Annotated in this window: 11 protein-coding genes; 5 read left to right on the top strand and 6 right to left on the bottom strand. The window is 57.9% G+C overall.

What is annotated here, in order from left to right:
- Positions 1-52 precede the first annotated feature (52 nt).
- Positions 53-1309, bottom strand: coding sequence for a hydroxymethylglutaryl-CoA reductase (locus JO972_RS07510; RefSeq protein ID WP_309489410.1), 1257 nt, complete (start codon positions 1307-1309; stop codon positions 53-55).
- Positions 1310-1494: 185 nt separating this feature from the next.
- On the opposite strand from JO972_RS07510, the gene JO972_RS07505 reads away from it, so the two are divergent.
- Both JO972_RS07505 and JO972_RS07500 read left to right on the top strand, forming a co-directional pair.
- Positions 1495-2439, top strand: coding sequence for an AEC family transporter (locus JO972_RS07505; protein WP_309489409.1), 945 nt, complete (start codon positions 1495-1497; stop codon positions 2437-2439).
- 65 nt (positions 2440-2504) lie between these two features.
- Complete coding sequence (locus JO972_RS07500; protein ID WP_309489408.1) at positions 2505-3575, top strand: succinylglutamate desuccinylase/aspartoacylase family protein; 1071 nt, start codon at positions 2505-2507, stop codon at positions 3573-3575.
- A 105-nt stretch (positions 3576-3680) separates the two neighbouring features.
- Here JO972_RS07500 and JO972_RS07495 read toward each other — a convergent pair whose 3' ends face one another.
- The 5 genes from JO972_RS07495 to JO972_RS07475 form a co-directional block, all read right to left on the bottom strand.
- Entirely contained in the window at positions 3681-4373 is a 693-nt protein-coding gene (locus tag JO972_RS07495) for a PEP-CTERM sorting domain-containing protein (RefSeq protein WP_309489407.1), read from the bottom strand.
- Positions 4374-4631: 258 nt separating this feature from the next.
- Positions 4632-5447, bottom strand: coding sequence for a PEP-CTERM sorting domain-containing protein (locus tag JO972_RS07490; RefSeq protein ID WP_309489406.1), 816 nt, complete (start codon positions 5445-5447; stop codon positions 4632-4634).
- A 243-nt stretch (positions 5448-5690) separates the two neighbouring features.
- On the bottom strand, positions 5691-7715 hold the full coding sequence (locus tag JO972_RS07485) for a protein kinase domain-containing protein (protein WP_309489405.1): 2025 nt from the start codon (positions 7713-7715) through the stop codon (positions 5691-5693).
- Positions 7712-8332 (bottom strand): sigma-70 family RNA polymerase sigma factor, encoded by a 621-nt coding sequence (locus JO972_RS07480; protein ID WP_309489404.1) that lies wholly within the window; start codon positions 8330-8332, stop codon positions 7712-7714. The genes JO972_RS07485 and JO972_RS07480 overlap by 4 nt, the downstream gene beginning before the upstream one ends.
- A gap of 40 nt (positions 8333-8372) precedes the next feature.
- Positions 8373-8594: a LapA family protein gene (locus JO972_RS07475; protein WP_309489403.1), complete on the bottom strand. Its 222-nt coding sequence runs from the start codon at positions 8592-8594 to the stop codon at positions 8373-8375.
- A 159-nt stretch (positions 8595-8753) separates the two neighbouring features.
- On the opposite strand from JO972_RS07475, the gene JO972_RS07470 reads away from it, so the two are divergent.
- From JO972_RS07470 to JO972_RS07460, 3 genes are read left to right on the top strand one after another with little or no spacing between them, the layout of a single operon-like run.
- The gene (locus tag JO972_RS07470) at positions 8754-10130 is read left to right on the top strand and encodes an efflux transporter outer membrane subunit (protein WP_309489402.1); all 1377 of its coding nucleotides are present in this window, start codon (positions 8754-8756) and stop codon (positions 10128-10130) included.
- Positions 10127-11305, top strand: a complete 1179-nt coding sequence (locus JO972_RS07465) for an efflux RND transporter periplasmic adaptor subunit (protein ID WP_309489401.1) — start codon at positions 10127-10129, stop codon at positions 11303-11305. Before JO972_RS07470 ends, JO972_RS07465 begins: the two co-directional genes overlap by 4 nt.
- Positions 11302-14433 carry an efflux RND transporter permease subunit gene (locus JO972_RS07460; RefSeq protein WP_309489400.1) on the top strand — a complete coding sequence of 1044 codons (3132 nt, stop codon included), beginning with the start codon at positions 11302-11304 and terminating at the stop codon, positions 14431-14433. The genes JO972_RS07465 and JO972_RS07460 overlap by 4 nt, the downstream gene beginning before the upstream one ends.
- Positions 14434-14451 lie beyond the last annotated feature (18 nt).

Raw genomic sequence — 14451 nt, 5'->3', positions numbered from 1 at the left:
TGGAGTTTGTGAAAGTGATTATGATTGCAAAAGTATCGACTGAATCGATGTTTCAGCGCGCCAATTTGTGGTGGGCCTTGGTGAAGTCGCCGGTCGCCAGTGCGGCGATGATCGACAGCTCACCGCCGAGTAGCAGGGCGGCGCAGACTTCGGCGAGGGCGGCGCTGTTGCCTGAGCCGTGCAGGCCCATGAGTTCGAGGCAGGCTTTTTGGCTCGGCAGTCCGGTGCCGCCTCCCACGGTTCCCACCATCACCCCCGGCAGGGTGACCGAAGCGTAGAGGTTTCCTTCGGAGGTTTCTTCAAAGCGGGTGACTCCCATGGCGGACTCCGCGACACAGGCGGCGTCCTGCCCCGTGGCGATGTAGAGTGCGGCCAGGCCATTGGCGAAATGCCCCTGCACCCCCATGGTGCCACTGAGCACGCCACCGATGGCGGACATGCGCCAGTAATCGATCATTTGTCGCGGCGTGGCGTGCACGTATTTTTCTAACACCTCTGGAGTGAGGATGACCTCGGCGGTGACTTTCCTGCCGCGGCACGAGGTGTAGGCCTGCGAGCTGGCTTTTTTATCGCCTGAAAGATTGCCCTCCACGTAGAGCCGTTTGATCGGCACGGGGCAATTTTCTTGAATGAAATCGCAGATCGCCTGGGTGGCGATGGTCACCATGTTCTGGCCCGATGCGTCGCCGGTGGTGAATTCGAAATTGAGATAGACGTGGTTGCCCTCGATGGTGGTGCCGACGTCGATCAGCTTGCCGTGCTGGGTGGTGGCGTTCGCCTGCTGCTGAAAATCATCGAAGACCTCCATTGACCAAGCAACAAACTGCCCAGCCTCGCGCATGGTCTCGAAGGCGAAGGCGGGCGACCTGTTGAGTGCCTGGTAGAGCATCATCGAGGTGCAGCCGCCGGCGGCCGAGATCAGGCAGGCACCACGGTGGTAGCTCGCCACCAGCGCGGCCTCGGAGGTGGCGAGGGGAACTGGGTAGTCGCCCTGGGCAAAAAGTCCATTCACGCGCAGCGGGCCGGCAATGCCGGTGGGAATCTTGGTGGTGCCGATGAAGTTCTCGATATTGCCATCGAAGATTTCCAGGTTTTCCTCGGTCCAGCTGTCTAACAAGTCGGCATGAGGTTCGGCGCCGATCGCTTTCCAGAGTCGGTTCGTGCGGTGGGCGTTGACCTTGGAATTGGGCAGGAAGGGTTTGACCGGGGGATCGTGCTTGGATTCGAGCTGTTGCACGAGGGAGTCGATATCCTGTTGTTCGAGCAAGGAGTCGAGTTGCAGGGTTGTTAGCGATCTTTTACCAGCCATAGGGTGAGGCTAGTCGCTGGGCAGAGTGGGTCAAGAAATGAGGTTTTTTGGGGTGTTTTTTTAACCGCGAATGGATGCGAATAGTCGCTAATTTTTTCTGATTCTGCGCGTTCAGATAATTTTGGCTAAGCAAGGCTGTTGCTGCTTAGGTTTGAGTATGTGGGCTCGATGTGCATAGTGCGCGCATGGAGCACACCATCTTGGTTCTTACGGCGGCGATGCCGGTTTATCTGATTATTGTATTGGGAGCCGTTTTACGTAGGACAAAAACGCTGACGCCGGAGATGGACAAGGGGCTGATGACGATGTCGGTGCATCTCTTTCTTCCCTGCCTGGTGCTCGACAAAATGCTGGGTGTCGAGCTGCTGCGTAATGCCTCGGTGGTGTTTTCCTCGGCGGGGATTGGTTTCAGCATGATTGTGCTGGCGATGGGGCTCGCCTATGTGGTCGCTCGCCTGTTGGGCTACGAACGTGGTGGCGGACTACGCACCTTTGCCGCCTCCTGCGGGGTGCAGAACTACGGTTTCATCGCCATTCCGCTGATGGTGTATGTTTTTCCAAACAACGACACCGCACTCGCCGTGATGTTCACCCACAACCTTGGCGTGGATGTGGCGCTGTGGACGGTGGGCATTATGCTGATCTCTGGAAATAGTCGGCCATCGTGGCGATCCTTTATCAAAGGCCCGATCATCGCCGTGGTGGTGGGTATTTTGATGCTGCAGACCCGGACCGATCACCTGATCCCCGAGGTGGTGACCCGGGCGTTTTCCATGCTGGGATTCTGTGCGGTGCCGGTCTCCCTGCTGCTGGTGGGCACGACAATGTATGACCTGGCGCGGCATGTGCGCTTGGATTGGAAAGTTTCCACCAGCGGTGTCCTGGTGCGTCTGGCGATGGTGCCTCTGGTGATCCTTTGTCTGGCGAAGTTTCTGCCCTTGGCCCCCGAGCTGAAGCAGGTGATGATCATTCAGGCGGCGATGCCGGCGGGGGTCTTTCCCATTGTAATCTCACGCCACTACGGAGGACGAGCAGACATCGCGATCCAGGTGGTGGTGGTCACCACGGTGGTCAGCCTGATCTCCATGCCGCTGATCATTGCCTTGGGGATGAAGTGGGTGCTGGTTTGATTTTTCTGATTTAGAATTTTGTCACCGCTGCCAATTCCTGTCACGATGGGAGCCAGCAAATACCCATGAAAGATATCGAGATTCAGGGCCAAGTGGTCAAAAAAGGCGAGCGGAAGCTGCTGCGCTTAAAAGTCGGCGTGCTCACCACCCATGAACCCGTCACCATGCGCGTCTGGGTGATCCGCGGGAAAAAAGATGGCCCCACCCTGATGGTTTCCGGCTGTTTGCACGGCGATGAAATCAACGGCGCGGAGGTTATTCGTCGATTGGTGAACTCGCCAACGCTCAGGCGCGGCTTGAAGGGGACCTTGATTGCGGTGCCGATCGTGAACGTGCCCGCCTACTCGAACCGCTCGCGCTACCTGCCGGATCGGCGGGATTTGAACCGACTTTTCCCCGGTTCGCCAAAGGGCTCGCTGGGCGGACGACTCGCCCATGTGCTGACCACGGAGCTGCTGCCGCACTGCGACGCGGTGGTCGATTTGCACACCGGCGCGATCAACCGACCGAACCTGCCGCAGATCCGTGTCACGGCGGAAGACGAGCCGGCGCTGGAGCTGGCCACGGCCTTCGGGTCTCCGGTGACGCTGTTGTCGCCAGTGCGTGGCGGCACCTTCCGCTCGGCCTGCAATGAAGCCAAGGTGCCGGTGATTTTGTATGAAAGTGGCGAGGCGTTGCGACTCGATACCGCCTCGATTCGTTTTGGAAAGCGGGGCGTCCTCACCGTCATGCGCCATATCGGCATGTTGCCCAAGCGCGCGGCTGCGGCCAAAAAACGTGCCGCCAATGCCGTGGTCTGTGAAAAGAGCTACTGGGAGCGTGCGCAGATTGGCGGGCTTTTTACCCCCTTGATTGCCTTGGGGAAAGCGGTGAAAGAAGGTGATGTGCTGGGATTTGTGGCCGATCCGCTGGGTGACTACGAAGAAGAGATCAAAGCCAGCTACGGCGGCATTCTGATTGGCCGCACCAACGAAGGCCAGGCTGACGAGGGCGATGCCCTGTTTCACATTGCCCAAGTGAAATACCCGAACCGCGCCGAGCAGAAAATCGTCAGGTCCGGTGAAGGCCTGCCAGACATCGCGGCCAAAGATGACGACCACCCGGTGCACTACGATCCCTACACGGACGTAATGTAGCGCTGGTTGGGATGGGCTCACCCCGAACGATAACGGACAACAAAAAGACCCGACACCACGGTGCCGGGTCTTGGGAAGTGAGCTTTGGCAAATGCCGTGCCGCAATTACTTGCGACGGCGCATGATCAGCGCCAGGCCACCGAGGCCGAGTAAGGCCGCGGAGGATGGCTCAGGGACGGTGGTGATCGTCAACGTAGAGTTCGAGTAGTTATAAAGGTTGTTCGAACCTGTTTGCATATCGGTGTTATCTGCCTTGAGCTGAATGAAGACATATTCACCTTCTACCCAGTTGCTTTTCAGCCAGTCCCCCAAAATAATTTGGCCAGCGGCGTCCAAGGATGCTGTTGTATCCGTTGTGGCGTTGCCATCGAAGCCGGTCATCAGGGTTGTAAGAGGTGCAGCTTCGAAGTCGCTGTTTTGGCCTGCTGAGGAAGCGTCGATACGAATGACATTAGCGGAAATGCTGAACAGTGACGTATCGCTGAGATTAACAGTATTTTGTAATGAGCTGAAATCAGCGCTTACGATATCGGTGGGATCCACTCCGGTCATTTGAAAAGAGATGACGCCTACTAGGTCGACACCGCTGTTATAGGCTCCAGCTTGAGCGGCACCGGAGTTGAATGCGTTGCCGGATCCGTTGCCTTTCACGCCACCTGTCACGTTTGTATTGTCAATCGCCCGCCCTTCGAGGGTCGCGTTGATAATGGTCGTGGCAGCACTGACGGATGGGATGGCGCAGGCCGTGAGAATGGCGGTTCCGGCCAAGAAGGATAATGTTTTTTTATGTCGAGTCATGATGGATATGTGGTTGATGAAGGAATACTGACTGGGGCACCAATACATGATGTAAATGAAATCAGTTCATTCCCCTTACGATTAGAAAACAGGATAAGTCCATGACCTTAACACGGGATCTTGTTTTTCTCAAAAAATGACGCTGTGAGCTTGGCCTGGATGGTGGGGACTTCTGGCAGAAAGAGCGAAACTGCTATCCCTCAATAGACAAAAGCCCCCGGCACTGCTGCGCCGAGGGCTGGAAGAGTGAGGGTAGCACTACTTGCGACGACGCAAGATCAGGGCCAGTCCACCAAGGCCGAGTAAGGCGGAGGAAGATGGCTCTGGGACAACGTCGATACTTGCAACTTCGAAGGGGACTGTCACACCATTCACACCTCCATTACGCTGCTGGAATCCTGCATAAAGATATCCGTTGCCAAAGAAGGAGGTGAATTCACCGGGATCAAAGGATCCAGTGAGGTCGGCTACTGAGTCAGCAGCAGCTTCTGCTGAGACATCTGAGAACGAGGCAGTCCATCCGCTCGAGTCGGCAACGATCGTTATTGTCAGGCCATCGTTAGCACTTGCTTTAGAAATTTCAAAGCCTCCGCCAGATGCGGGTCCTGCATTAGCTGAAGCTTTAAGACCTACATCGGAGCTGTTACCGCCCCCCCCTAAAGAAATAATCAGCTGGTCCTCACTAGCACCACCGTCCGCGGCCGTCGACGCTGACAAACCCATCTGGAAGCCCTGGGAACGTAATTCACCTCCGTCGCCATTTTGACTCAAAACCCCTGTCGTGAAGGTGAGAGTGACCGTTTCTGAGTCCAGGAGAGATCTTCCCAGTAGGGTGTTAATGGATTGAGTGCTGGCAAAGCCGGCGTATGAGAAGCTATTGCCTGTGACGGTCAATGCCATGTCGCCGGACGCGCTGTCGCCACTGACGGAGGATGAGGAGCCAGAGATGGCGGCGCTATTATTCCAGAGAGAGACGTTGGAATCATTGGCTTCATAGATGACAGCAGCTCCCGAAGAGCCGATCATTCCGATGCTTGCCATCGCTGTGAGTATTGTATGCGTGTTAATTTTCATAGTGTGATTAATGATCGTTGTGACAGTGTTGAGATAGTACGACAGGTGATGATGCGCTCATGGCCATCAGTCATAGAAACCGAAGCAGGAGGTCGACCTAAACAGGAGAGGGGCATTTTGTCTGTCATAGAGAAATAGAAGACACTGGGACAGTGGGTATAAACGGGCCGGAGACGTTGGAATTCGGCGTTTGCACAGTCAGCCACAGAGAAGGCTCTGGCGGAGAGCCATCGATGATTCGCCTTAGCTGCCTTCTTCAATTGTGAGCACCTCGATGTAGCTTGGCAGTGGCGCCAGCTGGGCCGGGGTGAACTGTCCCGGACTGACGATGACCCGACTGAGCGTTCGCATGTCGGCCAGGGGCTTCAGCGATTTGACCTGGGTGTGCCTGAGGTCGATTTCCACGAGATTCAGCGATTTGAGGGTCTGTAAGTTTTCCACCGAAGAGTGTTTCAGATCGAGTTTCCTCGGCTGGAAGCTGATGAGGATGGACGGGAAGTTGTTTCGGCTGCTCAGGCGCTGTAGCCCATTCCCGCTGAGTTGCAGGCTGTGCTCTGTTTCTGAGTAATTGAACACTGGGTTTTTCCACTCGGGGTTGAGCAATGCCAGCATGGTCTTGGCGAGTGCTAATCGGTCGCTGCTAGAGCGTGGGTGCGCCAGGTCGTAACGGATCATTTTTTCCATCAATGGAGTGCGATCGATTTCTGTCAGGGTAAATAGATCGCTGAGAAGCTCTTGGAAATCACCGGTGCTCAAGTACTCAGTGTTGGTGTTCCGTGAAGCGTATTTCTTGGCGGCTGGAAGGAGGTCTTCAGCAATGAGCTTCCCTTCCTCGTGCAACTCCATGGCTTGATCAAATTGTTGTGTTAGGAAATTGAGCCAGAACTTCTCCTCCCAAATCGGATCCTCATCGGCTGGCTGGTTGGCGATGACGGCATCCAGTTGCTGGTGCAACTTGTCCACCAGGACGGGTAATCGCAGCCGGTCGGTGAATCCGAGGTGGTTCAGATGCATGGAGGTGATCTGCGCGTCCTTGGCCTGTTGGATCAAACGGGCCTCGGTGATCCGTTGTTCTGCTTCGAGTTGCTTGAGCGAATCCAGTGCTTGGTCTCTCGCATCGCTGGCCGCATTCTTGCTGGTGTTCAGGCTGTGCAGGAAGAGGCTGGCTGCGGTCACCAAGATGACGAGGAAGGATGCGGTGAGGTTGCTTGCAGTGCGATGGCGCCGATAGAATAAGGTGAGCTCGCGGAGCAACGTGCTATCCTCGACCGACATACTCATGTCTTCCAGGTATCTGGAAATGTCATCGTGGATGTTGGCTACAGTGCGGTAGCGGTCGTTTGGATTTTTTGCCTTCGCCTTGGCGACCACGGCGTGCAGTGGGGAGTCTTTGGAAAGCGGCTCGTCGAGCCCTGGTTCCGGGGCCTGGGCATTGAGCAGCTCTTCGATCAGGCAGCCGAGTGCGTAGATGTCCATCTGCACGGTTTTCGGGTTCATCGAGTCGAAGAGCTCCGGTGCCATGTAGGCGGGGGTTCCCTTGATATTGCGCTGTAGTGAGCCGTAGAGATCGGGGTCTAACAATGTGTCCGACTGCTGCCGGTCATCACCTTGCATCACCACCCCCATACCCCAATCGCACAGCTGAACCTCACCGAACGAGCCAACCTGAATATTGTCAGGTTTGATATCGAGGTGGAGGACGCGCTGGGAGTGGGCGTAGGAAAGGCTTTCGCAAACACGGAGGATGATACTCAGTCGCTGGGCAATTGGCCAGGCAGAGCTAGCACGACCCTGGGTGTAATCTTTCAGTAGCGTGCGCAGTGACTTGCCTGTCTTGAACTCCATGGTGAAGAACGGTCGGCCATTGGGGTCGACGTCCATGCCGAACAGCTTGATGATGCCCGGGTGGTCGAGTTTGGCGGTGAGGTGAGCTTCTCTTAAAAAAGCATCGTAGTGATCTTTTCCCAAATGTGGCAACGGTCTGGCAAAGGCGACGTGGCGCGATGTTTTCAAATCCAACGCACGGTAAATTTCCTTCATCCCTCCTTGGGCGATGAGGATGTGGTCGGTGTATCGCTGTTCGAGGCCGCAGAGGCTGTCGTAAAGTGGTGTCTGGGTGGCTTCGCCCTCATCCTGTTTGGCACGTGCCGGATCGCCTTCTTCGTAGAGCAGATCGGCGAAGGGCGAGAGCCTATGGCTGGGGGCACGCGATGGCGAGGCGGCGTCATCCTTCTCGTCGGCAGACGGATCTGAGTCAGGAAATGTCATGGCTGAGAGCCTCCTTCCAGTTCGTGACGGATTTGGGCGATTTCCTGCTGCACACGTTTTTTCACCCGGTTTCTGAGCACGTAGACGCTGTCGGTCCGGATGCCAAGACGGGAACTAATTTCATCGCCACTGCAACCTTCCAGCGAGAGCTGAAGCACCTCGAAGGCCTTGCCTGTGAAGACGGTTTGCAGTCGCTCCATGGCGAGTTCGACCACATAAGCCTGCCATTCGCGCTCGATCTTGGCTTCGATCTCTGGGCTGTGCACCAGCTCTTCGTTCGGTGGGCTGTCGTCGTGCAGAGTGCTCTCGGATTGTTGTTTCTGGTGGTCGCGAATCCAGTTCAGCGCGACGTTGCGGATCAGCTTGGCCAGCCAGCTGCGGAATTTGATATTATCGGAGAGCTTGCGGTAGGCGGGGAGGTTTTTCCACAGCTGCACGAAGGCGAGCTGCTTGACGTCCTCGATCGCCGGGCTCTTGAACTGCATGTTGCGCAGGACGGCGGTGAAAAAGGGATCGTAGTATTCTAGCAGTTCATCCCAGACAGGGTGGTCCGTGCTCAGCCCAGCGCGTTGAAGCATCGAGGGGTGAGTGCGGAGTGCATCCTGTGTACTGTGCATAACGGGCCGTGGTTCCAACTAGAGCGGACTGGCTGTCGGTCTACTTTTTCGGCGTCGCCGGTTTTCTGACAGCGAGCATGTTCAGAATCCACCCGGCGATCATGCCGATGGCGAAGGTGATCAGAAACATAAACGCGAGCGGCATCTCAATCTTGGCAAAGAGGATGTAGACTTCCTGCTTTTCAAAATTCTGAAAAATGACGATGCCCATGAGCAGGATGACAATGCCCGCTCCGATGTATTTCACCTTTTTCATATCCATGGATTACATCGTCTAGGAAGTCACAGGGCGAGTCAAGTGAGCAGACGCGGCGGGTGTCGCGAGCCGGTTGTTCTTCTGTGGCGAAATCGTGTGACGGTTCTCCGTAAGTTCTGGTTGCAATGGCAAGTAGTCTACGTAGTTTTGGCTCTAACATTGAACATGAACCTGAAATCCGTCTACAGCCGTATCGTCCCCGTCTTGCTTGCAGGATGGGTGGTAGGCTGTGTCCCGCCGTCATCGCTGGATAGCCGCGGACCGATGGTGTCTGGCGGGGTGCGCTATCAGGAATCATCTCGGTCTGGAGCCTTTGGTCAGGGATCTTGGTGGCGCAGCTTTTCTGATGCCACGTTAAACAAACAGGTTAACACCGCGCTGTCGGCGAACTTGGCCCAGCGACAGCTCGGGGAGCGCATCAACCAGGCGTCGGCCTCGCTGCGGGTGCAGGGAGCGGCTTTGTTTCCGCAGGTGGATCTGGCGGCGACCGGAGAGGCGGAATCGAGCGGCTACCGTGAGTCGTCTTTCGGCGGATTGTTTTCCTGGGAGCTGGATGTCTTTGGTCGACTCCGCTCCGGCGTGCGTGCCAGCCAGAGTGAGCTGGACGCAACGGTTCAGGACTGGCTGGGCGGCCGATTGATACTGTCCGCCGCGGTGGCCGAAACGCACTTCATTGCACTGGAACAACGCGCCCGACTGAAGGTGCTGCGCGAGCAGATTGAAACCAACCAGACACTGCTGGATCTGGTGCAGTTGCGGGTCGGGCAGGGGATATCATCGCGGGTGGATTTATTGCAGCAAGAGCGGCAGCTCGATGCCACCCGGGCCTTGGTGCCACCTGCCGAGGCGGAGCTGGCCGCCGCCGAGTATGCGCTCGATGTGCTAACAGGTCGCGCTCCCGGTCAGCGGTCACGGAACGTTAGAAATATCCTGCCGTCACTGCCCACGCGACCCGTTGCCGGCGTGCCCTCCGACCTTTTGCAAAACCGCCCCGACCTGCTGGCGCAGTGGAACCGGATTCTCACGCTCGATGCCAAGGTGGGCGAGGCACTGGCCGACCGCATGCCGCGCTTCGTCATCGGTGCCTCCCTCGGTGTGGAAAATACCGACAGTGTGAGCTCCTTGATTTCCAGCCTCCTCGGTGAGCTCACCGCGCCGATCACCGACGGTGGCAGAAGACGGGCTGAAGTTTCCAGGAGTCAGGCCGAATTGCGTGCCGCATTGTTAGGGTATTCCAACAGCTACCTCGAAGCCGTGCGCGATGTCGAAACCTCGCTCGTGCGCGAGCGCAAGCAAGCGCAGCAAATCCAACTCACCGAACGCCAGCTGGCGACCGCCCGCAAGACCCTCAAGGAAACTCGCATCCGCTACAGCCAGGGACTCACCGATTACCTGCCGGTGATCGAGGCTCTTGGTGCGGTGCAGTCGTTAGAGCTTTCCATGGTGTCGCTGCAGCGTCAGGCGCTCACCCTGCGTGTGGGCCTGCATCGCGCCCTCGGCGGACCGATGCCACGCGTGCAACCACCCTTGAATCCATCATGAAGAAGAATGTTTCCGGAATCATCCTCGGCGTTGTGATCCTGCTGCTGGCAGGCATCGTCTGCTGGTGGCTGCTGCGCACAGCGCCCGTGCAGAAGCCCGAGGCGAAAACGCGCTCAGCCAAGATCGTCCAGACGGTGCAGCTCAAGCCGGGTGATTACCCGGTGTCGGTGACCGCTTACGGCAGTGTGGTGCCGGCCCGACAGCTGGTGGTGCGGCCTGAGATCACGGGCCGACTCGTCGAGCTGCATCCCAAGCTGGTGCCCGGCGGTCGCATCGCCCAAGGTGAGGTGCTGTTCACCATCGACGATGCCGATTACCGCATTGCCTTGAGTGAGGCGAAAACGGCACTCGCCGAGGCGCAGTCGGAGGTGGATATCGAAGCCGGCCGACAAGCCGTCGCCCAGCGCGAGCTGGAGCAGCTGCAGAAAGATCTCCCCGACTCGGTGATCAACAAAAGCCTCGTGCTGCGTCAGCCGTTTAAGAACCGCACCCAGGCACTGCTCGATCGCGCTGCGGCTGCGGTGGCGAAGGCGGAGTTGGATCTGAAACGTGTGCGATTCCGCGCGCCGTTCAATGCCGTGGTGATTGAGGAAAGTGTTGAAGCTGGTCAGCTCGCCAGCAGCAGCGAGGACATGGCGACGATTGTTGGCTCGGACGCCTACTGGATCCAAGCCAGCGTGCCGCTCTCAAAGCTCTCCTGGGTGAAGCTCCCGCAAGGCCGGCAAGCGGGTGCCGATGTCGAGATTGAGCAATCTTCTTCAGCGGGTGCTCCCTTGAAATGGTCGGGCAAGGTGGTTCGCCTGTTAGGCGATCTGGAAGAAGCGGGTCGTCAGGCGCGGGTGTTGGTGGAAGTGCCCAATCCCCTCGATGCCAACCCCACTCAGCCCTTATTGTTAGGATCCTATGTCAAAGTGGATATTGATGCTGGAGTGTTGAAAAACTCACTGTCCATCCCACGCTCGGCCCTCCGCGAAGGCGACCGTGTCTGGCTCGTCGGTCCCGAGAAAAAGCTGATCATCCACGATGCCGAAGTGCTCTGGCGGCGGGAGAATACCGTGGTGATCAAGAATGACATCGCCGCCGATCAGGCGCTCATCGTTTCCTCGCTCAGTGCTCCGGCACCCGGCATGGCCCTCGCTCCCGAAGCTATCGCGACCGAACCTCAGTCCAAATGATCGATCATCAAGACAAAGGTCTGTTAGCTTGGTTCGCGCGTAATCACCACGCAGCGAACTTGCTCATGATTGCGGTGCTCGCCGTGGGCATCATTTCCATTTTCAAGATCAAGCAGGAGGTGTTCCCGGTGTTTGCTCTGGATACCGTGGAGGTGGATGTGCAATACCGCGGTGCCGGACCGGCGGAGGTGGAGCAATCGGTGATTGTGCCGATCGAAGCCGAGCTGCGCGGCATGGAAATGATTCGCCGCGTGGAGGCCACGGCCTCGGAGGGACGGGCGAAAGTCGTCGCCGAGCTGTATCCTAATTTCGATAAAAACCGTGCCCTGCAGGAAATCACTGCCGCCGTGCAGCGCATCGCCGTCTTCCCCGATGACATCGAGGCTCCGGTGGTGAAGCTCGGCACCGGCCGTCGCCGCGAGGTGATGAAGATTGCTGTGTCGGGCGATCTCAACGAGCGGGAACTGGTCGATTTTGCCCAACAGATCGAGACCGGGCTCTTGTCGCAACCGGACATCTCCATCGTCGAACTCAAGGGCGTGCGCGACCCGGAAATCGAAATTGAAATCCCCAGCGCCACCCTGCGATCGCTGGGGCTCACCCTCGGTGATGTCGCCGAGCGGGTGGGGGAAACGGCGATGGATGTGCCGGGCGGCACGCTGAAAACTCCCGGCGGCGACATCCAACTGCGGACCAAGGAACGGCGCGATCGGGCGATCGATTTTCGCGATATCCCGGTGATCAGCAGCACCGATGGCACCAAGGTCAGGCTGGGTGAGATCGCTACCATCACGGACGGCTTCGAAGAAACCGAAGCGGAGAACTTTTTCTACGGCAAGCACTCGGTGGTGATCTCCGTCTACAGCTCCGAAAGTCAGGCACCGCTGGAGGTCGCTGCGGCGGTGAGAAAATTCATCGAGCGAGAAAAGAAAAACCTCCCCGAGTCGGTGCACCTCGATCTCTCTCGCGATCGCTCCCAGGCATTCAGCGAGCGATTTGGCCTGCTCATGGACAATGGTGCGATGGGGCTGATGCTTGTGCTGTTAGTTCTTGGTCTCTTTCTCGATCTCCGAGTCGCCTTTTGGACGGCCATCGGGATCCCTATTTCCATCCTCGGCTCGATCGCCTTGCTGCCGATTGGAGGGGCGACCATTAACATGATCTCACTGTTTGGTTTCATCATCACTCTGGGGATTGTGGTGGATGATGCCGTGGTGGTGGGTGAGGAAATTTTCCACCGCATCTCCGAGGGGGAGTCGCGAGTGAATGCCGCCATCGCGGGTGCCAGAGCGATGACCATGCCGGTGATCTTTGCCGTGGTGACCAACATCATTGCCTTCATGCCGCTGCTGTTTGTGCCGGGGGAAAATGGCCAATTTTTCGAAGTGCTGCCGGCGGTGGTGATCGCGGTGTTCACGGTGTCGCTGGTGGAGTGTCTGTTCATCTTGCCCTCCCACCTAGCCTCGGACGGTGGCTGGCTGGAGAGGAATCGCCTGTTTATCAAAATTAATGGTGCGCAGACGAAGCTGCGTCACAGAATGGAGAACCTGATGGACCGCGCCTACCAGCCGGTGCTGGATTTTTCCATCCGTCACCGCCTGCTCACCGTCTGTATGTTTCTGGCGACCTTGGCGATCACGGGGGCGTATCTGGCCAGTGGTCGGATTGATTTTAAATTCCGCCCCCAGATCGAAGCCGACTTCATCCAGGCGGAAGTGGCGATGCCCGCAGGCACCCCGGTGGCGCGCACCCGCGAGGTCATTCTGCAGGTCGAGGAGGCTGCGAAGAAGGCGCTGGAGCTGGCGAACGAAGGTAGCGTGCGCGAGCTCACCACCAGCATTGAAGTGGATGTCGGCAACGATGGTGCCAACCTCGGCGAAGTGGCCGTGACCCTGGTGCCGCAGAGCCAGCGCAAGATCACCGGCGGTGAGTTTGCCGATCTTTGGCGTGATCAGTTGCCGGTGATTCCGGACATGGAATCGATCTTCTTCGATTACCTCGTGGGCCCCGGCGGCGAGGCGGAAATTGACATTCAGCTGGCGCATCCGGATCTCACAGTGCTGCGACAGGCGGCCGACGACGTTGCCAAAGCGGTGGCCGCCTACCCAGGCACGGCGGATGTGCGCAAGGGGTCGGGCCGGGAGACTCCCGAGCTGCAGTTCGAGCTTTCACCGGAAGGTCGCGCGCTCGGCCTAACCAGCGAGGACCTCGGCGCCCGCGTGCGCGATGCTTATTTGGGAGCCGAAGCGCTGCGCCAACCGCGCGGACGCGAAGAGGTGCGTGTGATGGTTCGCCTGCCGGAGTCCGAGCGCAAGTCGCTCGAGGGCTTGAAAGACTTCCTCATCCGCACCCCCGGTGGCGGTGAGATCACCCTTGGCGAAGCCGCTGTGATCAAAACCACCACCGCGCCTTTGAAAATTGAACGGGTCGATGGCGGAAGGGTGCTGAAAGTTCGCGGCAATGTTGTCGCCGGTGAAACGACTGGCAACAAGGTGCTCTCGGCATTGGAAAAAAATGAGCTGCCCGGCATCATCGAAGCCTATCCGGGCCTGAGCTACAGCTTCGAGGGGGACCAACGCGAACAGAGCGAAGCAATGCAAAATCTCGGCTGGGGATTGGTGGTTTCGATGTTTGCCGTCTTCGGGATTATGGCCGCGCTGCTGCGCAGTTATCTGCAGGCATTTATCATCCTGTTAGCCATTCCCTTCAGCCTCGCCGGCGCGGTGATTGGGCACGTGGTGTTAGGCTTCAATATTTCCATCTTCAGCATCTTCGGCATGATCGCGCTCTGCGGCATGGTGGTGAATGGTGGCTTTGTGCTGGCGGTGACGCGGCAGCGATTCATCGAGGATGGCATGCCGATCGAACAAGTCACCCGCGAGGCAGCGGCACGCCGCTGCCGTCCCATCCTACTGACCGGCATCACCACCTTTGTGGGGCTGGTGCCGATGATCCTGGAAACCAGCCAGCAGGCGCTGTTCCTAGTGCCGATGGCGATCAGCCTCGGTGTCGGCACCCTCGCTTCAGCCATCGTCATCCTCCTGGTCATCCCGGCGACCTTCACCATGACGGAAACCATCGAGTCCTTCGATGCCGATGCCACCGTGGACGAGGACGACCGCAGCTGAGTCGTTTTCGCGCTTGGC

The organism is Oceaniferula flava, from assembly GCF_016811075.1.
Classification (GTDB): domain Bacteria; phylum Verrucomicrobiota; class Verrucomicrobiia; order Verrucomicrobiales; family Akkermansiaceae; genus Oceaniferula; species Oceaniferula flava.
The sequence above is the reverse complement of the archived record's forward strand: the minus strand, read 5'-3'. Positions and strand labels throughout refer to the sequence as shown.

Bases quoted from the DNA above. Each gene is read 5' to 3' on its own strand.
- JO972_RS07510 (WP_309489410.1), bottom strand. From the start codon at position 1,309: ATGGCTGGTAAAAGATCGCTAACAACCCTGCAACTCGACTCCTTGCTC.
- JO972_RS07505 (WP_309489409.1), top strand. From the start codon at position 1,495: ATGGAGCACACCATCTTGGTTCTTACGGCGGCGATGCCGGTTTATCTG.
- JO972_RS07500 (WP_309489408.1), top strand. From the start codon at position 2,505: ATGAAAGATATCGAGATTCAGGGCCAAGTGGTCAAAAAAGGCGAGCGG.
- JO972_RS07495 (WP_309489407.1), bottom strand. From the start codon at position 4,373: ATGACTCGACATAAAAAAACATTATCCTTCTTGGCCGGAACCGCCATT.
- JO972_RS07490 (WP_309489406.1), bottom strand. From the start codon at position 5,447: ATGAAAATTAACACGCATACAATACTCACAGCGATGGCAAGCATCGGA.
- JO972_RS07485 (WP_309489405.1), bottom strand. From the start codon at position 7,715: ATGACATTTCCTGACTCAGATCCGTCTGCCGACGAGAAGGATGACGCC.
- JO972_RS07480 (WP_309489404.1), bottom strand. From the start codon at position 8,332: ATGCACAGTACACAGGATGCACTCCGCACTCACCCCTCGATGCTTCAA.
- JO972_RS07475 (WP_309489403.1), bottom strand. From the start codon at position 8,594: ATGGATATGAAAAAGGTGAAATACATCGGAGCGGGCATTGTCATCCTG.
- JO972_RS07470 (WP_309489402.1), top strand. From the start codon at position 8,754: ATGAACCTGAAATCCGTCTACAGCCGTATCGTCCCCGTCTTGCTTGCA.
- JO972_RS07465 (WP_309489401.1), top strand. From the start codon at position 10,127: ATGAAGAAGAATGTTTCCGGAATCATCCTCGGCGTTGTGATCCTGCTG.
- JO972_RS07460 (WP_309489400.1), top strand. From the start codon at position 11,302: ATGATCGATCATCAAGACAAAGGTCTGTTAGCTTGGTTCGCGCGTAAT.